Origin of the sequence: Mycobacterium malmoense (genome assembly GCF_019645855.1) — a bacterium.
GTDB lineage: Bacteria > Actinomycetota > Actinomycetes > Mycobacteriales > Mycobacteriaceae > Mycobacterium > Mycobacterium malmoense.
This window is the reverse complement of sequence record NZ_CP080999.1, coordinates 4,119,776-4,140,683: the sequence shown is the minus strand read 5'-3', so window position 1 is coordinate 4,140,683 and position 20,908 is coordinate 4,119,776. Positions and strand designations below refer to the sequence as shown.

General features: G+C 65.5%; 18 protein-coding genes and 1 pseudogene. 9 read left to right on the top strand and 10 right to left on the bottom strand.

All coding sequences use genetic code 11. The features are described 5' to 3' along the window. Positions 1-13 precede the first annotated feature (13 nt). On the bottom strand, positions 14-814 hold the full coding sequence (locus tag K3U93_RS18915; RefSeq protein WP_083012403.1) for an SDR family oxidoreductase: 801 nt from the start codon (positions 812-814) through the stop codon (positions 14-16). A gap of 82 nt (positions 815-896) precedes the next feature. On the opposite strand from K3U93_RS18915, the gene K3U93_RS18910 reads away from it, so the two are divergent. Then, on the top strand, positions 897-1,094 hold the full coding sequence (locus K3U93_RS18910; protein ID WP_071509592.1) for a hypothetical protein: 198 nt from the start codon (positions 897-899) through the stop codon (positions 1,092-1,094). Here K3U93_RS18910 and K3U93_RS18905 read toward each other — a convergent pair. After that, complete coding sequence (locus K3U93_RS18905; RefSeq protein ID WP_083012406.1) at positions 1,058-1,888, bottom strand: adenylate/guanylate cyclase domain-containing protein; 831 nt, start codon at positions 1,886-1,888, stop codon at positions 1,058-1,060. The two genes, K3U93_RS18910 and K3U93_RS18905, sit on opposite strands and share 37 nt — an antisense overlap. Positions 1,889-2,175: 287 nt before the next feature. On the opposite strand from K3U93_RS18905, the gene gnd reads away from it, so the two are divergent. Next, positions 2,176-3,198, top strand: coding sequence for a phosphogluconate dehydrogenase (NAD(+)-dependent, decarboxylating) (gnd, locus tag K3U93_RS18900; RefSeq protein WP_071509590.1), 1,023 nt, complete (start codon positions 2,176-2,178; stop codon positions 3,196-3,198). A 127-nt stretch (positions 3,199-3,325) separates the two neighbouring features. On the opposite strand, the gene K3U93_RS18895 is transcribed toward gnd, so the two are convergent. From K3U93_RS18895 to K3U93_RS18885, 3 genes are all read right to left on the bottom strand, one after another. After that, complete coding sequence (locus tag K3U93_RS18895; protein WP_083012408.1) at positions 3,326-4,189, bottom strand: alpha/beta fold hydrolase; 864 nt, start codon at positions 4,187-4,189, stop codon at positions 3,326-3,328. Positions 4,190-4,213: 24 nt separating this feature from the next. Next, the gene (locus tag K3U93_RS18890; protein ID WP_083012411.1) at positions 4,214-5,380 is read right to left on the bottom strand and encodes an amidohydrolase family protein; all 1,167 of its coding nucleotides are present in this window, start codon (positions 5,378-5,380) and stop codon (positions 4,214-4,216) included. A 70-nt stretch (positions 5,381-5,450) separates the two neighbouring features. Next, complete coding sequence (locus K3U93_RS18885; RefSeq protein WP_071509587.1) at positions 5,451-6,038, bottom strand: TetR/AcrR family transcriptional regulator; 588 nt, start codon at positions 6,036-6,038, stop codon at positions 5,451-5,453. A gap of 286 nt (positions 6,039-6,324) precedes the next feature. Here K3U93_RS18885 and K3U93_RS18880 point away from each other — a divergent pair, with 286 nt between their 5' ends. Next, positions 6,325-7,233: an alpha/beta fold hydrolase gene (locus K3U93_RS18880; protein ID WP_083012413.1), complete on the top strand. Its 909-nt coding sequence runs from the start codon at positions 6,325-6,327 to the stop codon at positions 7,231-7,233. A 29-nt stretch (positions 7,234-7,262) separates the two neighbouring features. Next, a complete protein-coding gene (locus tag K3U93_RS18875; RefSeq protein WP_083012442.1) occupies positions 7,263-8,489 on the top strand; it encodes a wax ester/triacylglycerol synthase domain-containing protein in 1,227 nt (408 codons plus the stop codon). Positions 8,490-8,528: 39 nt separating this feature from the next. On the opposite strand, the gene K3U93_RS18870 is transcribed toward K3U93_RS18875, so the two are convergent. Continuing rightward, entirely contained in the window at positions 8,529-9,155 is a 627-nt protein-coding gene (locus K3U93_RS18870) for a MarR family transcriptional regulator (RefSeq protein ID WP_083012416.1), read from the bottom strand. Next, positions 9,152-10,741: a pyruvate, phosphate dikinase gene (locus tag K3U93_RS18865; protein ID WP_083012418.1), complete on the bottom strand. Its 1,590-nt coding sequence runs from the start codon at positions 10,739-10,741 to the stop codon at positions 9,152-9,154. The genes K3U93_RS18870 and K3U93_RS18865 overlap by 4 nt, the downstream gene beginning before the upstream one ends. A 176-nt stretch (positions 10,742-10,917) precedes the next feature. Between K3U93_RS18865 and K3U93_RS18860 the strand changes: the two genes are divergently transcribed. Then, entirely contained in the window at positions 10,918-11,427 is a 510-nt protein-coding gene (locus tag K3U93_RS18860) for a DoxX family protein (protein ID WP_071509583.1), read from the top strand. Positions 11,428-11,503: 76 nt separating this feature from the next. Continuing rightward, entirely contained in the window at positions 11,504-11,686 is a 183-nt protein-coding gene (locus K3U93_RS25525) for an excisionase family DNA-binding protein (RefSeq protein ID WP_350355541.1), read from the top strand. Between the two features lie 259 nt (positions 11,687-11,945). Here K3U93_RS25525 and K3U93_RS18850 read toward each other — a convergent pair. Continuing rightward, positions 11,946-12,221 (bottom strand): annotated as a pseudogene (locus K3U93_RS18850) (FAD-dependent oxidoreductase); the annotation flags it as partial. A gap of 288 nt (positions 12,222-12,509) precedes the next feature. Here K3U93_RS18850 and K3U93_RS18845 point away from each other — a divergent pair. The 3 genes from K3U93_RS18845 (at position 12,510) to K3U93_RS18835 (ending at position 17,565) form a co-directional block, all read left to right on the top strand. Then, entirely contained in the window at positions 12,510-14,246 is a 1,737-nt protein-coding gene (locus K3U93_RS18845; RefSeq protein ID WP_083012421.1) for a DUF3556 domain-containing protein, read from the top strand. Between the two features lie 564 nt (positions 14,247-14,810). Continuing rightward, positions 14,811-15,992, top strand: coding sequence for an outer membrane porin GjpA (gene gjpA / locus K3U93_RS18840; protein ID WP_083012986.1), 1,182 nt, complete (start codon positions 14,811-14,813; stop codon positions 15,990-15,992). Between the two features lie 82 nt (positions 15,993-16,074). Next, complete coding sequence (locus K3U93_RS18835; protein ID WP_230981425.1) at positions 16,075-17,565, top strand: PE-PPE domain-containing protein; 1,491 nt, start codon at positions 16,075-16,077, stop codon at positions 17,563-17,565. Positions 17,566-17,867: 302 nt separating this feature from the next. Here the strand turns inward: K3U93_RS18835 and K3U93_RS18830 are convergent, their stop codons facing one another. Together K3U93_RS18830 and K3U93_RS18825 are read right to left on the bottom strand one after the other, a co-directional pair. Continuing rightward, positions 17,868-18,932 carry a hypothetical protein gene (locus K3U93_RS18830; RefSeq protein WP_083012990.1) on the bottom strand — a complete coding sequence of 355 codons (1,065 nt, stop codon included), beginning with the start codon at positions 18,930-18,932 and terminating at the stop codon, positions 17,868-17,870. Positions 18,933-19,725: 793 nt separating this feature from the next. Next, positions 19,726-20,907, bottom strand: a complete 1,182-nt coding sequence (locus K3U93_RS18825) for a PPE family protein (RefSeq protein WP_176220094.1) — start codon at positions 20,905-20,907, stop codon at positions 19,726-19,728. Between the last annotated feature and the right edge of the window lies 1 nt (position 20,908).

Genomic DNA, 20,908 nt, shown 5'->3' with positions numbered 1-20,908 from the left:
TTGTGTGTGCCTTTCAATCGGTTTCGCGGGAGATCTGGTAGTCGATGTAGGCGTCCCAGTCCTCGACGCGGCGGCGTAACTCGTCGACGACGCCGGCGTGGGTGGGCACGAAGAATCGGTTGCGCAGGATCGCGTCGGCGACCAGCTCGCCGACGGTCGCGGGGTCGAGCAGCTCGAACTGATCGCCCGGGATGCGCAGCGGTGCCCCGTCGCCGAATCTCGGTACGGCAGCGGCGATATTGGTCAGCACCGGCCCCGGGCACAGCAGGGTGACGCCAATGTTCTTGGGCCGCAAATAGATTGCCAACCCCTCGCTGATCTGCACGATGGCGGCCTTGGTGGCTGCGTACGGCAGCCGGTCGTAGGAATACGTGAAAAGCCCGGCGAAGGAGGCGGTGTTGACCACATGCCCGCTGCCCTGATCCAGCAGCAGCGGCAGGAAGGCGGCGTTGCTGCGCACCACCGACATCAGGTTGACGTCGAGGAGGCGTTGCCACTCGGAAACCGGAATGTCTTCGGGCAGGCCGTTCGTCAGCACGCCGACATTGTTGACCACGATGTCCACCCGGCCGAACCGCTGCAGCGCCGCGCTCCGAATGCCGTCGAATGCGGCCGGATCCGAGACGTCGGCGCGATGCGGCAATGCGGCGGCCCCTCGGTCGCTCAGCTCGCCGGCCAGCGCCCGGATACCCTCGTTGTCGATGTCGACGGCCACGACGCGAGCGCCCCGGTCCGCGAGCGCGCACGCGATGGCCCGGCCTATGCCGCTGGCCGCTCCGGTGATGACGGCGACCTTATCGCGAAGGGTGTCCATGGTGGGCGCGCAGTCGTTTGAAGGGCACACCAGTTAACCACAAGTGAGCATGGCGGAACCTCGTGGCGAATACCCTGTGTCCATGCGCAGCATGTGGAAGTGGCTCGGGCTGGCCGGCGTCGCCGGCGTTGTCGCCGGCGGCGCGCTCGTGGTCCGCGATCAACGCAAGCGGCGTGCGTACACCGCCGACGAGGTCCGGGCGCGTCTGCATCAGAGGTTGGCCGAATCCGATACCGACAGGTCTCAAGCGGCGTCGGCCCCGACGGCGAACAACCGGTAGCTGCCCGAAAAGCCTTTCAGCTCGACGTCGCGGCCGTCATCGAACGAGATGTCTTGACAGTCGGGGCAATCGCGAACGGCGTCTCGCACCGGTTCGCTCACCAGGATCTGGCCGCCGACGGCCTGCGCGGCGACCCGGGCCGCCATGGCGACGTTGCGGCCAAACAGATCGTCGCCGCGGCGCACCGAGCGGCCCATGTGGATGCCGATCCGAACGCGAATGTCCTCGTGCCGCTTACGTTTTGCATTCTGGTGCAACGCATGCTGCACGTCGATGCCGCACCGCACGGCCTGCTCGGCATGCGCGAAGGCGATCATGAATCCGTCGCCCTGACTCTTCACCACATGTCCGGACCATCGCCGTACGAGGCCTGAAATGAGCTTGTCGTGCGAGCCGATCAGCTTGACCCAGGCGCGGTCGCCGATCCGCTCGTTCAGCGCGGTGGACCCCTCGATGTCGGAGAACAGGATCACCACCCGGCCGTCGGGGGTGACCCGGGCCAGGTCGGGTCGCTCGACCTCGGCCCAGTCGGCGAGGTCCTCGATCGAGCTGCGCACGGCCGCGCCAAAGCCCTCCTTGCGCACCAGGTTGGCGGTGTTCCACACGGTCTTGACGGCCTCGCGACCGCCCGACAGCAGCCAATTGCGGGCATCGGTTCGGTGCCGCAGCTCGTCGATCTCCCGGCGACCGCGCGCAAGCAGCCTCGACAGCACGGCGAGCGCGCCGGCTTCGAGCGCGGCAACCCCGGCCAGGATGTAGACCGCGATATGCAGCGCGTCGCCCATGCCGGCCATCCTTGCAAGGCGGCGATGTGTTCAGGTTGTCGGGCCCACGGGCAGTGTTTAGTGTTGAGTTCGGCCGGCCGCGGGTAGTGAGTCTCAAGGGAGCCGAATAGGTGACTTTCGGGAGGTGCGGTTTTAGCCGACGGCGATAGTAGTCCCTCAGAATTGCTGGCGACCTTCGGAATTGCCGGCGATCTCGCTCACAAGATGACGCTTCGGGCCGTGCCGGCGGCGGTACCTGCGGACCCGAGGCTGCGCGGTTGGTTAACGGACGCATGACATTAAGGAGACAGGACAAGATGCAGCTGGGGATGATCGGCCTGGGTCGCATGGGCGCGAATATCGTTCGGCGCGTGGCCAACGACGGGCACGAGTGCGTGGTGTACGACCACAACCCCGACGCCGTCATGGCGATGGCCGGCGAGGACAGGACCACCGGGGTGTCCTCGTTGTCGGAGCTCGCCGAGAAGCTCACCGCCCCGCGCGTGGTGTGGGTGATGGTGCCGGCCGGGACCATCACCTCGGGGGTGATCAAGGACCTGGCCAAGACCCTCGACCCCGGCGACATCGTGATCGACGGCGGCAACTCCTACTATCGCGACGACATCCGCCACTCAAAGACGTTGTCAGAGAAAGGTATCCGCTTACTTGACTGTGGGACCAGCGGCGGCGTGTGGGGCCGTGAACGCGGCTACTGCCTGATGATCGGCGGCGACGCCGACGCGTTCGCGCACGCCGAGCCGATCTTCGCCACCGTCGCGCCCGGGGTGGATGCGGCGCCGCGCACCCCCGGCCGCGACGGCGAGGTCGCGCAATCGGAGAAGGGCTACCTGCATTGCGGGCCGTCCGGGGCGGGGCACTTCGTCAAGATGGTGCACAACGGAATCGAGTACGGGATGATGGCGTCGCTCGCCGAGGGGCTGAACGTCTTACGCAATGCCGATGTCGGCAAGCACGCGCAGGCGGGTGACGCCGAAACCGCGCCGCTGTCGAACCCCGAGTTCTATCAGTACGACTTCGACATCCCGGAAGTCGCCGAGGTCTGGCGTCGGGGCAGCGTCATCGGCTCCTGGCTGCTGGATCTGACCGCGATCGCGCTGCACGAATCCCCTGACCTGAAGGAGTTCTCCGGTCGGGTCTCCGACTCCGGCGAGGGCCGGTGGACCTCCATCGCGGCGATCGACGAGGGGGTCCCCACACCTGTGCTGACGACCGCGCTGCAGTCCCGCTTTGCCTCCCGTCAGCTCGACGACTTCGCCAGCAAGGCGCTGTCGGCGATGCGCAAGCAGTTCGGCGGCCACGCCGAGAAGCCGGCCAATTAGTGGCGATCGTGAGCGCGGCGGAGCCGGGTGAAGCGGGTCGCCACCATGTGGACTAGTGGCGATCGTGAGCGCGGCGGAGCCGGGTGAAGCGGGTCGCCACCATGTGGACTAGTGGCGATCGTGAGGATTAGGTCCGCTCGACGAACGCCACTAAGGCTTCGCTGAACGCGTCGTTGTCGTCACCGGCCGCGGTGTGCCCCGCGTTGGACAGTTCGACGAACTCCGCGCGCGGCACCTGCGTCAGGAAATGCTGGACGCCTTCGGGGCTGACGACGTCCGAGAGTTTGCCACGGATCAACAGGACCGGGATCGTCAGGCTCGTCGCCGCCTGCTCGAATTTCTCGGTGCGCAGTTCGGGGTCGTCCCCGGGCTTGGTCATGAACGCCGGATCCCAGTGCCAATACCAGCGTCCGTCGCGCAGGCGCAGGTTCTTTTTCAGCCCCTCCGGGCTACGCGGCTTGGTTCGGTACGGCAGATAGGCGGCGACGGCGTCGGCGGCCTCCTCGAGTGAGTCGAAACCGTCGATGTTGCCCATCATGAAGTCGCGGATGCGGGCGCTGCCGCCCTTCTCGAACCGAGGTACCACGTCGACGAGCACCAGTCGGGTCACCCTGTCGGGGCCGGCCCGGTGCGCGGCGAGGATACCGGTCAGCCCGCCCATGCTGGCACCGATGAGCACCACCTGGCGGCCGATCGCATCGAGGACGTGCATGACGTCGGCGGTCAACGTTTCGACGTCGTAGTCGGCATCAGGCGAGCGATCGCTGTCACCGTGACCCCGGGAGTCCAATGCGACGACGTGAAACCCATCGGCGGCCAGGATTTGGCCGGTGTTCTTCCAGGAGAACCTGTTCTGGCCGCCGCCGTGCAACATCAGGATCGTGGGCCGATCGGCCGCCGCCGAGCCGCTGTTCCACTCGTCGGCGACCAGGGTGATGCCCTCGTGGCCGGAAAACTCGACCGTCTGGGGACTGCTGCTTACGGCGCTCACGCATCCCGACGTTACCTAGGCCATCTATTCACCATCCAGGTGGGCCCCGGGCGGTGGCGGTAGCGGCGCATCGGGGAACAGCTCGGCGAAGCTGCCGAACAAGATGCGGTCCCTGGCCTTTTGGTCGACGCCGTCGAAGAGTCGATGCAGCGTTTCCTGGGTGTGGCCGAAGGTGCCTTCCATGTGCGGGTAGTCGCTGCCCCAGAGCACGTTGTCGAAACCCATCGCGGTCATCGCCGCGATCGCCGACGAGTCATGCTGGAACGACGCGTACACCTGCGAATAGATGATCTCCCGCGGGCCGCGTTTGAGCTTGGGCCGCACCACCATTGCGTGCTGCCGATAGCCTTCCTCCATCCGGTCGGCGACAAACGGCACCCAGGTGGCGCCGCCTTCCGACACCAGCACCTTGAGGTTCGGATGCCGATCCAGGGCGCCCGAGGCGACGAGCTTCACCACCGCGCGCTGGCCGCCGAACGACGTCTCGACATAGTTGAGCACCGCGCCGCCCGGGCCGTGGTAGGTCACCCCGATCGAGCTGCCCGCGGCGAAATCGATTGGCTCGGTGCCGATGTGGAAGGCGATCACCATGCCGACGTCTTCGGCCGCGGCCCAGAACGGCTCCCACTCCTCGCGGTGGTAGTCGCGCTGTGCCGGATGGGGCGTGACCGGAAGGAACACCGCCTTGAATCCCATTGTGCCGCAACGTTTGAGCTCGTCGACCGCGTCGTCGATATCCAGGGTCGACACCTGCGCCGTGGGGATCAGCCGCGGCGAGTAGTCCATGATCGCTTCCTTGGACCAGTCGTTGGAGGCCCGCATCGCCGCGCGCAGCAGTTCCGGGGTGCGAAACGAGCCGGACCACATGCCCAGCGACGGGAACACCAACTCCGACCAGATGCCTTCGGCGTTCAGGTCGGCGAGCCGCTTGCCGACGTCGCGGGAGCCGGCGGCGGCGACCGTGGCCGCCATGAACTCCTGTTGGGCGATGCTGGGCAGCCGCCTGCGAAACGCCTGGCCGTCGACGTGGATGGTCTCGAATCGGCCGTCGGGATCCCTTTCGCTGCGCGGCACCAGTTCGGCTAGCCGGCGCGGCAGCCGCGACCGCCACAGGTCCTCAGGCTCGATGAAGTGGGAGTCGCCCGAGTTGGCCCACAACTTGACGGGGTGCTGCGCGGCGGGCGCCGTCATACCGCCAAATTTTAGAATTGCATTCTAAAACTGTCAACGGCGCCGATCTTCCGACGGCGCCGTCTTGGGCTCACTCGGTGAGCCGGCCGACCCATTCGATCGTCGCGTCGGTGATTGCCGGCACATCGTCGGGGTTCTCGCACGCCGCGACCATCAGCGACGACTCGGCCATCGTCGCCACCAGCACGCGCCTCAGGAGTTGTCCCCGAACCGACTTGTCCAGCTCCAGCACCGCCATCCAGCTGCGGAAGGCGCGCTGCATGCGGTCGCGACGGGCGACCTCGAACCCGGTCGGTGCGTCCCTGGACGTCAGCACCCGGGCCAGGCGCCGGTTCTCCCACATCGCCTCGAGGTAGGCCCGCACGTGCAGCTTGAATACGCGCCGCGGGTTGGCTCCTTCGCCGGCTTGCTCCATCGCCGCCTCGATGCGGCTGTCGACGGCGTTGGCCATTTGCTCGAAGATCGCCAGAAACAACTCGCTCTTGCCACCGAAGTGGTGGTAGATGCTGCCGATACTGGCGCCTGAGGTGGCCGCCACGTCGGCCATCGTGGCCGCGCTGAACCCCCTGGTCGCGAAGACCTCGGTCGCCGCGTCGAGGATGCGCCGCTGGGTGGCGCCGGACTTGGCCCAGCGGCGCGGCGGTGTCGAGGTCGCCATACCCTAGACGCTAACTGGTGTGCCGGCCGCCGCCTGATTCCGGTTGCCGCTGTTCGGCGCCGTCGGTCACGGTCCACCTGCCGCGAGGATCGAAACCTATTGGAGCAGTGAGGATTTAGATGAACTTACGAGGCGGTCGGTGCGATTCGGGCGGGCACGCGTTAGGTTGGTCCGTGCGGACGCGCCGAACAGGGAGTGAATATGGCCGACGATGCTGAGGGGGTCATCCCCGTTGAGCGGCTCGGCATGATCCGGTCGAGATCTGGGTTGCAGGCGGCGGCCCGCGATGCCTGAACCACGCTGGATCGACATCCCGGGCCCGGGTGTGGACCTGAAGGCGCTGACCTGGGGGCCGCACGACGGCCCAATCGCGTTGTGCCTGCACGGCTTCCCCGACACCGCCTACGGGTGGCGCAAGATGGCGCCTCGGCTGGCCGCCTCCGGCTGGCGGGTCGTCGCACCGTTCATGCGGGGATACGTGCCGTCGGCGATTCCGGCCGACGGCAGTTATCACGTCGGTGCGCTGATGGACGATGCGTTGCGGGTGCGCTCGGCCGCGGGCGGCACCGACGGTGACGTGGTGATCGGCCACGACTGGGGTGCGATCGCCGCCACCGGCCTGGCCGCCATGCCCGACAGCCCGTTCGCCAAGGCGGTGGTCATGTCGGTGCCGCCCTCGGCGGCGTTGCGTCCGCGCGCCGGCACCCCCGACCGGGGCCGGCTCGCCCGTCACCTCGCGCGTCAGCTGCTGCGCAGCTGGTACATCCTCTACTTCCAATTGCCTTGGCTGCCCGAGCGTTCCGCTTCCTGGGTGCTGCCGCTGCTGTGGCGGCGGTGGTCGCCGGGCTATCGCGGCGCCGACGAGGACCTGCGCCACGTTGACGCCGCGATCGGCACTCCGGAGGGCTGGCGGGCGGCGCTGGGACCGTATCGGGCCACGATTCGCAATGTCCGGCCGCCGGCGCGGTATGCCGAATTGAACCGGCTGTGGACCGAGGAGCCCATCCTGCCGACCCTGTACTTGCATGGCCGCGACGACGGTTGCATGACACCGGCTTTCACCCGATGGGCCGAAAGGGTGCTGCCGGCCGGCAGCGAAGTGGCCATCGTCGAGCATGCCGGCCACTTTCTGCAGCTCGAACAGCCGGACAAGGTCGCCGACCTGGTGCTGGCGTTTATCGGCGCACCCGGCTGACGCCGTGACAAGGACTTTCCATGCACCAGATGGCGGCCGTCGACGCGCAGTTCTACTGGATGTCGGCCAAGCTGCCCAGTGACCAGTTTCTGCTCTACGCATTCGACGGCGAGCCCGCGGATCTCGGGCACGCCGTCGAGCAGGTCCGCCGCCGGGCCCGTGCCTGCCCGGACCTGGGAATGCGGGTCCACGACGGAAGCCCGCTGACCTATCCGCGGTGGGTGCCGGCGGCCGTCGGGCCCCAGCAGGTGGTTCACCGCGGCCTGGCCGATCCCAGCTGGCGCGGCTGCCTGGCGGGTGTCGTCGGCCTCGCCGATGATCAGCTGGACATCCGCCGGATGTCCTGGCGGGCGCACGTATTCACGCCGGTGCTTGGCATTCCGGGTGTCGCCGGCCCCGGCGCCGTGGTGGCGTTGCAGGTCGCGCACGCATTGGCCGACGGCGCTCGCGCGTCGGCGATGGCGGCCTGGCTCTTCGGCCGGACGGAGCCGGTGCCCGAGGTGGCGCGGCCGCCGGCGGGCTTTTTGCCGTGGCGCGCCGTCGATGCGGCCCGCAGCCACCGCCGGCTGGTTCGCGATACCCGGGCCGGGCTGCTGGTGTCGGGGCTCGGAACGCGGCCTCTGCAGCGCACCAATGCCCGTCCCGACGGCGCCCGCTCGGTGCGGACGCTGGTGCGGCACCGTTCGCAACTGCGCGGCCCCACGGTCACCGTCGGGGTGCTGGGAGCGGTGTCCACCGCGCTGTCCGGTCTGCTCGGCGATAGGGCCGAATCGCTGGGCGCGGAAGTGCCAATGGCCAAACCTGGTGTGCCGCAGTCACATAACCACTTTGGAAATGTCGTTGTCGGGCTGTACCCCGAGCTTGGCGTAGACGCTCGGGCCGAGCGGATCGCACGCGACCTGGCCAATGGCCGGCGTCGCTTCGAGCATCCGGCTACGCGCTCGGCCGACCGGGCGTTCGCCGCGGTGCCGGCGCGGGTGCTGCGCTGGGGTGTCTCGCGGTTCGACCCCGATGCCCGGCCGGCGCAGGTGGCGGGCAACACGGTGGTGTCCAGCGTCAACCGCGGAGCCGCCGATCTGAGCTTCGGGGATGCTGCTGTGGTGCTGACGGCCGGCTATCCGGCGCTGTCGCCGGTGATGGGCCTGACGCACGGGGTGCATGGCATCGGGGACACGGTCGCGATCAGCGTCCACGCCGCCGCGTCGGCCGTGCCCGACATCGACGCCTACGTGGAGCTGTTGAACGCGGCGCTGTAGTGCGCAGCCTGATTGCCCCGCCGCGCCGGCGCCGGGCGGCTATTGGGCGTCACCGGATCTGGCCGCCTCTTCCCGGGTGAGGCCGATGGCGCCGATCAGCTCCTCGTGCAGCTCGAACCAGACGGTGTGGTACGAGTCGATGACCGGCCTGGCCAGCCAGGCGGTTTCGCCTTTCTTGATTTTGTCCAGTGCCGCAAGCAATTTCGCCGAGTAGGCATGAAACCGCGGCAACTGCGAGGCGGCCGCCTCGATGATCGACACCGCCCGCGCGTGCACATCGTCGAGGCGGGCCAAGACCGCGGCGTCGTATTCGGCGTCATCGTGGGCGTTGGGCGTGCCTGCCTGACCGGTTTTCATGCCGCCTTTGAGCTGCCAGTCGGTGACCAGCGCCTTGAAATCGGCGTTCACGGCGCGGAAGTCGTCGTAGGCGGCGGCCAGCGCGGCCGAGTCGATACCCGCGCGTTCCTCGGCGAGCAACGTTTCGAGCCTGGCGCGGCCGCTCGGGCTGATCCGCAACGTCGCGCCGTCGACCAATAGGCCCGACGCGGTTAGCCGCTCGACGATGTCGGTGATGTCGGCAATGTCCTGGTTCAACGTCGCGGCCAGGTCGGCAGGAGTCACCCGGCCCTTCAGCCGGACCGCTTGCAGCACAGCCAATTCCGTCACGGGCTGGCCTGCCCGGTCAGCCGCAGCGCGGTCAGCATGATCATCAGCGGGGTCGCTGAAACCACATCGGTGGACCCGGTGCCCATGGCGGCGCGCACCGCGGCATCGGAGGCGTCATCCAGCCTCGGGTGCTCTCCGCCGGCGTGTGCCCGTAAGGGGCTGATCCGTCGCGCAATGTCGGCCAGCTCACGCAATTCCGGCGTATCGTTATCCGACCACGCGGACTGGGTCAGATCGCCTTCGCGTACTTCGCCCTCGTAGCCGTCGACGGTGATCTGCTTGCCGGCCAGCGATGCCGCGATTCCATGGCCGCAGCCCACCACGGCCACCCGGCCGAGTTCGCGGCTGACGACCGCGGCATGGCTGGCGGCCCCGCCGACCTCGGTGACGATGCCCTGTGCCGCCAGCATGCCCAGGACGTCTTCGGGCCGGGTGTGGTCGCGCACCAGGATCACCCGCTCGCCCCGGTCGGCGGCGTCCAGCGCCTCGTCGACATCGGTGTACGCCATACCCGATGCCACGCCGGGACATGCCGGCAGGCCCTTGGCCAAAAGCGGTGCCGCCAGGCGTGTTTCGTCCTGCAGCGCGGGTCGCAGCAGGGTCTCCACGTGCGCCGGGGTGACCCGGCGCAGCGTTTCCGCGTCGTCGATGAGCCCCTCGTGTCGCAGTTGCAGCGCCAGTCGCACCGCCGCCCGCGCCGAGCGCTCTGCCGCCCGTGTTTGCAGCAGCCACAGCTTGCCGTCCTCGACCGTGAACTCGATCTCTTGGACGTCGGATTCGAGCCGCTCCAACATGCGGGCGGCGCCGACCAGCTCGTCGTAGACGGCCGGTTGCTCACCGCGCAGGGCCCCGATCGGTTCGACGTCGACGAGTCCCGACACCACGTCGTCACCCTGGCCGCCGGGCAGCCATTCGCCGAACGGTTCGTTGGCACCGGTTATCGGGTTGCGCGAAAAGAACGCTCCGGCACCGGAATTGGGTCCCCGGTTGCCGAAGACCATCGCCTGCACCACCACCGCCGTGCCGCCCCGGTCGTCGAGGCCGTAGTGGTCGCGGTAGGCGACCGCGCGGGGCGAATTCCAGGAGGCGAACACGGCTTCGATGCCGGCGCGCAACTGCACGTAGGGGTCGGCAGGCACGGGTTGCGATCCGGCATCCTCGTCGCGGCCCACGATGCGCCGATACATGCGGGTGAACCGCCGGTGCGTGTCGCGGGCGAACTGCTCGGCGGCCGGGGAAGCCAGCGCCCGTTCGACGGCATCGTTCATGCCCAGGTCCAGGATCGTGTCCATCATGCCGGGCATGGAGTGCGTGGCTCCCGAGCGCACGCTGACTAGCAGCGGACGAGGCCCCCGCCCGAACGTGCGCGAGGTCTCCGCCTCCAGCCAGCCCATCCGGTCGAGCACGTCGTCCCAGATCGCGTCCATCGTCGCGGTGGGTTCGGCCAGATACCTGAGGCCCACCTCGGTGGTAATGCAGAAGGCGGGCGGCACCGGCAAATTGTGCCGGCGCATCGCCTCGATGCCGTAGCCCTTGTTGCCCAGGAGCCCGCGCGGGTGCTCCGCTTCACCGTCCAGCACCACCACGGCGTTGTTTTCGGGGGCGCCGCTGCCTCGTGCGATACGAGCCGTGGTGCACCCCCTTGGTTCAGCTACTCATCGGGCCAACGCCGGAACGCCCGCTATGTTCCCACACGGATCGCTGGCCTTAGCTGCTCGCCGCTCCTGTCATCGGACCGGGCGCATGATCTAGGTTTGCACTTATGACTGCCTATGACGTCGGGTTACTGATCCTGCGGCTGGTGTTGGGCGTGACATTGGCCGCGCACGGCTACAACAAGTTCTTCGGCGGCGGCCGGATACCGGGCACCGCGCGCTGGTTCGAGAGCATCGGCATGAAGCCCGGTAAGTTTCACGCCACCGTGGCGGCCACCACCGAGTTATCTGCCGGATTGGGGTTGGCGGCCGGGCTGCTGACGCCGATCCCGGCTGCGGGCTTTGTCTCGCTGATGCTGGTCGCGGCCTGGACCGTGCATCGCCCCAACGGCTTCTTCATCGTCAAGGAAGGCTGGGAGTACAACCTGGTGCTGGCGGTCAGCGCCGTCGCCGTGGCCACGCTGGGCGCCGGGAGGCTCAGCCTGGATTGGCTGATTTTCGGAAAGAACTGGCTCGACGGTTGGCAAGGCCTGGTGCTGTCGGTGGCGCTTGGCCTGGCCGGGGCCATCGGCCAATTGCTGATCTTCTACCGTCCGCCGGCCAAGCAAGCCGGGTAGCTACCGGGTCGTCGCCTTCGTCGTCCCCGTCAGCCGGGCGCTCAGCGAGGGGCAGGTCCTCGAACCCCGCGACGCGGTGCTGTCCACACAAGAGGCGGCCGACATGCCCGGAGTCTCCCGCCCCACTTCGGTAAAGCTGTTGGAGTCCGGCGAAATCGCCTTCACCAAGCCAGGGCGGCACCGGCGTGTGCAGTTAGAGATTTGGTGGACTACCGGCAGCGCATCCGGCAACAGAGACGAGAAGCACTGGCGGCGATGACCGAAGAGGCCGCAGAGGACGACGGGTATCGTCACATCAACGGATTTACGGAGACACGCTGACCCGTGCCAAAGATCCGTGTCCTTCTGGATGCCTGCGTATTGCTACCGTACGAGCTCGCCGATTTTCTTCGACTAGTCGACGCTGATCTGTACGAACCGCTGTGGTCGGAAGAAATCCTGACAGAAGTTGATCGAAAATTAGTCCAAAAGTTCGGTGTCACAAAGGAAAAGGCGGCCCAACGCGCCCACCACTGGCTCTATGGCGTCCCTGCGGAGGCGACCGCGGCCGTCGCTTCGGCCGCGGCCCGCTCGCCGGAGCGAATCGCGCCGTCAACCCAGCCGCACATGACGGCCGAGCTCTCCGTTCCGGCCCAATGGATGCGACCGCAGGGCTCACGCAGGGTGTAACCGAATTCCGTCAGCACCCCGGTGGGGGCGTGGCTGATCACCCCGCCACCGGAATACCGCTCCACGGTCCAGTTCTGCTCATGGAATTCGCGAGGCGCATTGGTCTTGTCGCCGAACCGATCCACACCCCGCGCGACACCGTCAAGAGCATGTTCACCGGGATTTCGTGGGGGATTCAGCGCGGCCGGGGGTGAAGGCCGTTCGGTGGAATGGGTGGGCGCCGAAGCCCGTTCGAGTGTGCGATCTGGGCTTCGGCTGTGCGTCCAGGGCGCGGATTTCGCGGATTTCTCACCGCCAGCTCACACTCGAGGCGACCGGGCGGGCAATCCGCGGCATCCGGCGACAAATCCGCCGGCAAAGTTCTGCCCCAACCCGAGCGCACCGGCCTAGAACACGTTCTAGTCTGTCAAACCATGGGATTTCTCAAGCCCGACCTGCCGCAGATCGACATGGCCGAATGGAACAAGGGCACCCGCAGCGAGAAGATCCGCCCGATGGCCCGGCACTGGGCCGAGGTGGGCTTCGGCACGCCGGTCGCGCTGCACCTGTTCTACGTCGTCAAAATCCTGCTCTACGTCCTCGGCGGCTGGCTGTTTGCGCTGACCACCACCGGCATCAACGGGTTCACCAACGTCGCGTCGTGGTGGTCGGAGCCGATCGTGTTCGAGAAGGTCGTGCTGTACACGATGTTGTTCGAGGTGATCGGGCTCGGCTGCGGCTTCGGGCCGCTGAACAACCGCTTCTTCCCGCCGATGGGCTCGATCCTGTATTGGCTGCGGTTCGGCACCATCCGGCTGCCACCGTGGCCGGATCGCGTTCCGCTGACCAAGGGCACCGCGCGCAAGCCGGTGGACGTCTTCTTTTATGCGGCGCTGCTGGTGATGACGCTCGCGACCTTGTTCTCCGACGGCACCGGCCCGGTACCCGAGCTGGGCACCAAAGTCGGCCTGTTGCCGACGTGGAAGATCGTGCTGATCCTGATAATCCTTGGCGTGCTGGGGTTGCGCGACAAGGTGATCTTCCTGGCGGCGCGCGGCGAGGTCTACGGCACCCTGGCGGTGACCTTTCTCTTCGGCGGGGTCGACATGATCGTCGCGGCCAAAGTGGTATTCCTGGTGATCTGGGTGGGCGCGGCGACATCCAAACTCAACAAACACTTCCCGTTCGTGATCTCCACGATGATGTCCAACAACCCACTGATGCGGCCCCGGTGGCTGAAACGGCGGTTCTTCGAGAAGTTCCCCGACGACCTGCGGCCCGGGCGGCTGTCCCGGTGGCTGGCTCACCTGAGCACTGCCATCGAGATGCTCGTGCCCCTGCCGCTGTTTTTTTGCCACGGCGGCTGGCCGACGGCCGTGGCCGCCCTCGTCATGGTCTGCTTCCACCTGGGGATCCTGGTGTCCATTCCGATGGGCGTGCCGCTGGAGTGGAACGTCTTCATGATCTTCGGCGTGCTGTCGTTGTTCGTCGCGCACGCCCGCTTGGGGCTGAGCGACCTGAAACACCCAGTGGCGGTGGCGATTCTGTTCGTCGTCATCGCGGGAATCGTCGCGCTCGGCAACATGTTCCCGCGCAAGATCTCGTTCCTGCCGGGCATGCGATACTACGCCGGCAACTGGGACACCACGCTGTGGTGCATCAAGCCCTCAGCCAACGACAAGATCAACAGGGGCATCGTGGCGATCGCCAGCATGCCGCAGGCCCAGCTGGAGCGGTTCTACGGCAGTCCGGAAGCCGCGCAGATCCCGATCTACATGGGATATGCGTTCCGCGGCTTCAACACTCACGGCCGGGCGCTGTTCACGTTGGCGCACCGCGCCATGGCGGGACAGAACGAGGACGACTACGTCATCACCGACGGCGAACGGATCTGCAGCACCGCCCTCGGCTGGAATTTCGGCGACGGCCACATGCACAACGAGCAGCTGATCAACGCGATGCAGGAGCGCTGCCACTTCGAGCCGGGTGAGGTGCGGGTGGTCCTGCTCGACGCGCAGCCGATCCACAAGCAAACCCAGGCCTACCGGCTGGTGGACCCGGCGACCGGTGAGTTCGAGCACGGCATCGTCAGGGTCACCGACATGGTGACCCGACAACCCTGGGCCGACGACGTCCCGGTTCAGGTGCTGTCGAACGTCACGGCAGAGTGACAGCTAGCCCGCCATAGGATCCCCGCTCCGGGGCGATGCTCGGGTGGGTGTTGGTGGGCTTGCTGGGGGGTGGTGGGGGTGGGGTGTTGGGGGGTTGGGGTGGGGTATCAGGTCTTGGGGTGGCGGGGTTCCAGCAACTGTTAGGGCATCCTTAACTACCCTCGTTATTTGCGCTTTGTAACATCACGAGCAACCTACCCTAGCTAACTAGGAAATCACGGGAAACGGGCCGTCACAAACACGTCACACTTGTTTGCCCACTGTAATAAACACTGACTTTGGTCGGTCATGTGGACGAATCCGCAGGTCAAGAAACCACAAAACTTTATTCAGCACACGTCTTGTATCCGACCTTACTCTCGGGTAAGTTCTCGGGTAGCACTGTGACAGGCGTCATAGTCCCCAAACAGCAAAGGAGAACGGTGCCGCGGGAACTGGTCGGCGTGACCAGCCCTCCACGGCTCCGGGGTGAAACGCAGCCAACTAGGCGAACGCGCGCGCTTTGCCTTGACTTCCCCCGCGATTGGTCAAGCCGGTAACCGGACCCGTGCCCAAGGAGATGCCATGGAACTGACCACCCGTCCCTGGATCACCGCCAGCGTCGCCCTGGCCGGAGCTAGCGTCATCGCCCTCACCCCGACGGCGCCCTGCCCACCCGAGGTCCACATCTCAGCCGTGGCGCTCACCGACAGCTTCGACTTCATCACCCCCTGGATAGACACCTTCAACAACGCCTCCAGCGACACCACAGAGCTTTTCGACCACTTCTTCCAAGCCCCCTTACCCGCGCTGCAACAAGTGCTCGTCAACCAGGCCGACTACCTGGACAGCTTCGTGCAAAACCCCGCCAACATCGGCGATGTCCTCACCCAAATCGGGGACAACCTACAAAACACGGCGCAAACCATGGTGCTCGCCGGCGCGCCCAAAGACATTGTCACCGCGACACTTCCCCACACCATGGAGGCCTACCACCTCGAGGTCTACAACCTGCTCCCGTTCGTGCTCCAAGACTTCCTGCACATCACCAACCCCACCGAACTACAAGCCATCACCGCAGTGGTGAACTTGATGTCCTCACCACCAAGCGGAGTCCTCATCGGCGCAGCCGGCCCGTTCGTTAGCCCCGTCGTCGAACTCAGCAACGACATCCAAAACATCCTCGGCGCCCTTAGCAGCACCACCCCCAATTTCGGTGCCGCACTAAGCGAACTGATCAACATCCCCGCCAGCCTCACCAACGCCTTCTTCAACGGCGCCACCCTCAACCTCTCCGCAATCTTGCCGCTACTCTCCCAATCCGGTGTCCTACCCTCCGGCATCGACTTCACCTACCTCGGCATCGCCTTCGGCGGACTACTCACCCCCGGAATCACCAACGGCGACTACCCCAACAACCTGGGCATCGGCGGCTCCCTATTCAACTCCCTAGCCTTTAGCCTCGACAAACCCCTGGCCGTCACCCTCGGCGGCGTCCCCACCGGACCCCTAGGCGCCCTAGAAAACCTCTCCCAAATCCTGGCCGACACCCTCGGCTGGAACACCACCGGCAACCCCCTAACCCAACTCAGCTTCCCCCTCATTCCCACCGACCTCACCACCATCCTCAGCACCGACCTCACCACCACACTCAACAACAACCTCACCGGACTCGCCGCCGCACTACCCACCCAACTCAGCACCACCCTGCTCACCGAACTCACCACCAACATCCCCCACCTACTACTCAGCCTCCTGGGCATCTGAGTCGTTCCGAATGCTCCGAATGCTACTGAACACCCGTCAAACTCCTACGAAAACCTCAAAGGGGGTTGTTGTGATGAATTGGATGCTGCGCTCGCTGGGTATCGTGCCGTTGGCGATCACTAGCGTTGCCGCGCTGGGCGTGTCGCAAACCGTCACGCCGACATCGGCGAGCGGCGGGAAAACGGTGCGAGTGGAAGCGAGGCTGCTGGACACCGAGTCGTGGATTATGGGCGGCAGCGGCCTGCCCATACCTCCCCCAAGCTACATGGATGCCATCACCGAGCGATTCATCGATCCCACGACGCCCTTTTTCAACGGCCAGCCGCAGTTTCCCGTGAGCGTCATGAACGCGCTGTTCACGCCAGAGGGCCTGTACCCTAACAGCGGCGTGAAAAGCCTGGAGCTGGAGCCGTCGACTCTCCAGGGCCTCAGCATTCTGAACAGCACGATCAACAGTCAAATCGCCGACGGGAATAACCTGGTCGTGCTCGGCTACTCGCAGAGCGCCACCATTTCCACATTGGAAATGCGTGATCTGTTGGCCCTACCGCTGGCGCAACAGCCGACCGCGGATCAGCTGTCCTTCGTGATGCTCGGTGACCCCAACCTCCCCGACGGCGGTCTGTTCGAACGCTTCGACCTCCCGGTCTTTAGCAGCTACCCGACCATCCCGAGTTTGGGAATAACGTTCAGCGGCGCGACCCCGGCCGACGTTCCGTGGGACACCGCTATCTACACCATGGAATACGACGGCTATGCCGACTTCCCGCGCTACCCGATCGATATTTTCTCGGACCTCAACGCCGTCCTGGGCATCGAGTATGTGCACACCATTTATCCAGATCTCACCGATGCGCAGTTGGCTTCGGCGTTCCAACTCCCGGTGACTGCCGATTACACCGGCGCCACACAATATTTCATGATTCCCAACGGGCAGCTGCCGCTGTTGCAGCCGCTGGAGAGCATCCCGGTGGTCGGGCAGCCGATCTACGACCTAATGGAGCCCGATATGCGGGTACTGGTCGACCTGGGCTACGGCAGCGTCACCAACGGCTGGGACGCCGGGCCGGCGAATGTGCCCACCCCGATGGGGCTATTCCCGACCAACCTCAACCCGGCCGAGGTGCTCTCGGCCCTGGCCAGCGGGACCCAGGAAGGAGTCCAGAAATTCATCAGCGACCTGGGATCGCTGGCGAGCGGCGGCGGGGGATTGGCGTCGGTGGTCGACGTCTCCAACGTCTCCGCGGCGCTGACCGATGGCGCTGCCGGCGCGGGGCATTCGCTGCCCAGCTTGATCGATGTTGCCAACACAATGAGCAGCATCGCCGAATCGGCTTATTCCACACTGCTTCCCACCGCGGATGTCATCAATACTATGCTGACCTCGGCGCCGGCCTATGCCGCCACCCTGGCCGTGGATGAACTCGCCTCGGGTAACCTCCTTGACGCCGTCGGCCTGCCAATCGCGGGTCTGTTCGGCTTGGGCAGCATCGCGGGCGGTTTGGAATTCATCGTTATGTTCGATGCAGCCACACAGATTGCCGCTGACCTCACGAGTCTGATCCCGTTCTGATGAATGTGTTGGAACCGCAAGCCGAGTCAGGCCCGGCCGGATCGCGTCCCTTTGGGAGTATTAAAAGTATTCGGACGCGGGTTCCGCCGAAGACGGCGAGTCTGAAAGGAGGAGCCTCCTTCACCCCCAGCAAGTACTGTCGCGAGATTCGCTGTAGTCCAAAGGATTTCGCACACAGAATCAGCTGCATACCTTTGAAGCTGTAAGTTGAGCATTATTTTCGCTGCAAATACCCGGTAACGCCGGTGGCATCCTTTCTGCGGCAACAGATCACCGCAGAAAGGATGCCCACGACGACGGACTCAGAGTAACGACAACAGGCTGAACGCCAGTCCACTCAGACTCGGTGCCAGGTTGGTGGCCAGCAGCGAACCGATATCGGTGGCGGCCGCGGGGACGAACTCGGCGGGATTCAGCACTCCGCCGCCCAGGCTACCGGTGATTATCGCGATCAGTTCGCTCAGATTCTCGGACCAAGTGGCCGGTGTCGCCCCGTTGGCCAGCGTTGACGCAATGTCCTGCGGAATGGTCACCAGGAGCTGCTGGGCGAGGCCATATGCACCGAGTATCCCGGGATAACTCACGTTTACGAACGACGAGGTGAATCCGTTGACGGTGGCGCCGGTGATGTAGGCCGGCGCATTCAGCACGTCGATGAGCGCCTGCAGTGGTTGCCCGGCGTTCCACGTGTTCTCGACCAACTGGGCGGCGTCGGCCGTCGACTGGAGCGCGCCGTAGTTCACTGACAAGACGGAGAGCAAGCCGCCCAGCGCGATGTCGGGCAGTTGTTGCTGAAGGACGTTGGCGAAATTCTGCGCCACCTCGCCGGGAACCGCCAAGATGCCTAGCAGCGGCTCGGCGCTCGGGAGCAGATCAAATGTCAGGCTGTTGGTGAAGGTGCGCATCCCTTCGCTGATGTCCCCGGCTGCGATGCTGCTGAACAACGTTTGGAGCTGCGGAGGCAACGTCTGGGTCAGCAACGTGTAGACATCGCTGCCTATCGTGTACAAGTCGCTGCCCACCGTGTTGGCGAAGCCGAGCTGGTTGCTGACCACTTGCGCCAGGGCCGGCAACGGATCGGCCTGTATCTCGCCACCAAGCACCTGAAGGTTGTCATATGCCTCGGTGAAGACGTTGATCCACGAAGTGATCGGGCCGGTCGCTGCGCTTGCGAGGTCGTTGAAGTCGAGTGACCCGGCTAGTGTCGTCGCGGCGTTGGTGGTCAGGTCGCCGATATCGTCGGTGACCGTGCTGGTCAGCCGGACGGCGCGCTCCTGAATGTTAGCGGCGATGTTCGACGTTATCGGGTTGACCGCGATCAGGCTGGCCCCCACCAGCGCAACACCGCCGGCCAGATACGGCCGCATCCGAGTAGCTGAACCGGACGACCCCGATTTCGACAACCCCCCACGTTTATCGGTACCTAGAGCCCGTTCCACGGTATCTCCTTTGCTGGTTGTCGGTTATGACACGTGTCACACCTGCGAGCGGCACGTTACCTGAGAGTAGACTTAGAAGCAAGACACCTGCCAAATAAGACACCAGCGCTGTTGACCTGCTAGTTCAACGACAGTAGTTCAAGGCGCAAGCTTTTATTACAATTAGCAAACAAATATGAGCAGCTGGGCCTGCTCCAGATCCCTTGATAAGCTAATTTGCCAGGTTGTTGCTTATCGACTTGCGAAGACGTCAATAACTAGGGCAGTTAAGGGCGTCCTAACGGTTGCTGGCGTCGACCTGCTTCCAGCGTTTAGCGAATGGCGTGAGGCGCTTGGCGATGCGCCTCGGCGCACAGCTAGCAACCCCGCCAGCTGCGCGCCCGAGGGTCGCTTTCGGTGAGGGTTAACGACCGGCGGTTGGTGCGCATGCCAACGTTGTGGTGTTCACAGTGACTGCATGAGGTGGATGTTGCTGTTCATCGTGACCGGCGGAGCCGGGCATCGATGCCGAAGGTCCGGCGGCCGGGCCATTGAAGGGCTCACCCGAACGACGCAAGAAAACGCCCACGGGTATCGAGCCCGATGAGTGTCATCACGGCGAGGTGCCGCGCAGCTGATGCACGACGTTGCCCGCGGCCTTCGTCACGTCCTGGCCACTGAGCTAAGGGTTTCGGCTGGGCGAGATGCCGACGTGAAGAGCGTTGCACTGCAACGCATTACATTATCCGCCGGCTGGTGAGCGGGGCATGATCTTGGCGGGCATCTTGCCGGCGATGCCGCCCAGGCCGCGTCCGCTCAGTGCTCCCATGAGTGCTTGGGCAAACGGGCTTTGGGGCATGGCCGAGGCCTGCGCCATCGCCGGGCTGGCCACGCTGGTTGGCGGTAGTACCGGCGCGGCCCGGCTCATCCCCACTCCCTGCGCCGCCGTGGACCAGCCCGGCGGGATCGAGAGCCCCCCAATCTTGCTGGCGTGGGCCAGCTGCGCCGAAATCGAGCCGCCCCACGACTTGAGCTGATTGGTCACCCCACCCACCACCAACTGCATCTTGCCGTCAACGAACTGACCGATGGTTTCCAGCAGTCCGTTGCTGCTGCTGGTCAATCCCGCTGAACCCGACGCCGATTGACCCATGCTCATGAACATCCGCGCCGGCGTGCTGCCCATCATCACCCCGTAGTAGGCAGCCTCAATGGAATAGATCGACGACTGGCTCAACCCTGTCCCATTCACCAACGAACTCAGACCGGTGACGTTCAACAACTCGGCGACCGGAGCCGACGTCGTCAAGGCCCCTAATGCCGTTTGCACCTGGGTCCCCAACGCCGTCAAGCCCGCCAGCACACTGGCTCCGTCCGGGATGCTTGCCAAGGGACTGGCCGTATTCGTCATCGCCGGCGGGGTACTCAACTCCGGCACCTGCACCGCGGCCTGCGCCGAGACGGCATAGCCGTTCATCGCCTCCACATCCTGGGCCCACATCTCCGCGTACTGGGCCTCCAAGGCCGCGATCGCCGGACTGTTTTGACCCAAGATGTTCGTCGCAATCAGCGCCGCCAACACCGTCCGGTTGATGGCAATCACCGCCGGCGGCACCGTCATTACAAACGCCGTCTCGTAGGCGCCCACTGCCGCGTTGGCCTGCGCACCCGCCTCGGCCGCTGCCGCCGCCGTCGTGCTCATCCACGACACGTAGGGAACGGCCGCCGAAGCCATCGCCATCGCCGAAGGTCCCGACCACCCACTAGTCAAATTCGCAATCACCGACTGATACGACGCCACCGTGGAATACAAATCCGTGGCCAACCCCTCCCAGGCCGCCGCCGCCTCCGCCAACGGCCCCGACCCCGGACCGGCATACATCAACCCCGAATTAACCTCCGGAGGAAAGAACGAAAAAAACACC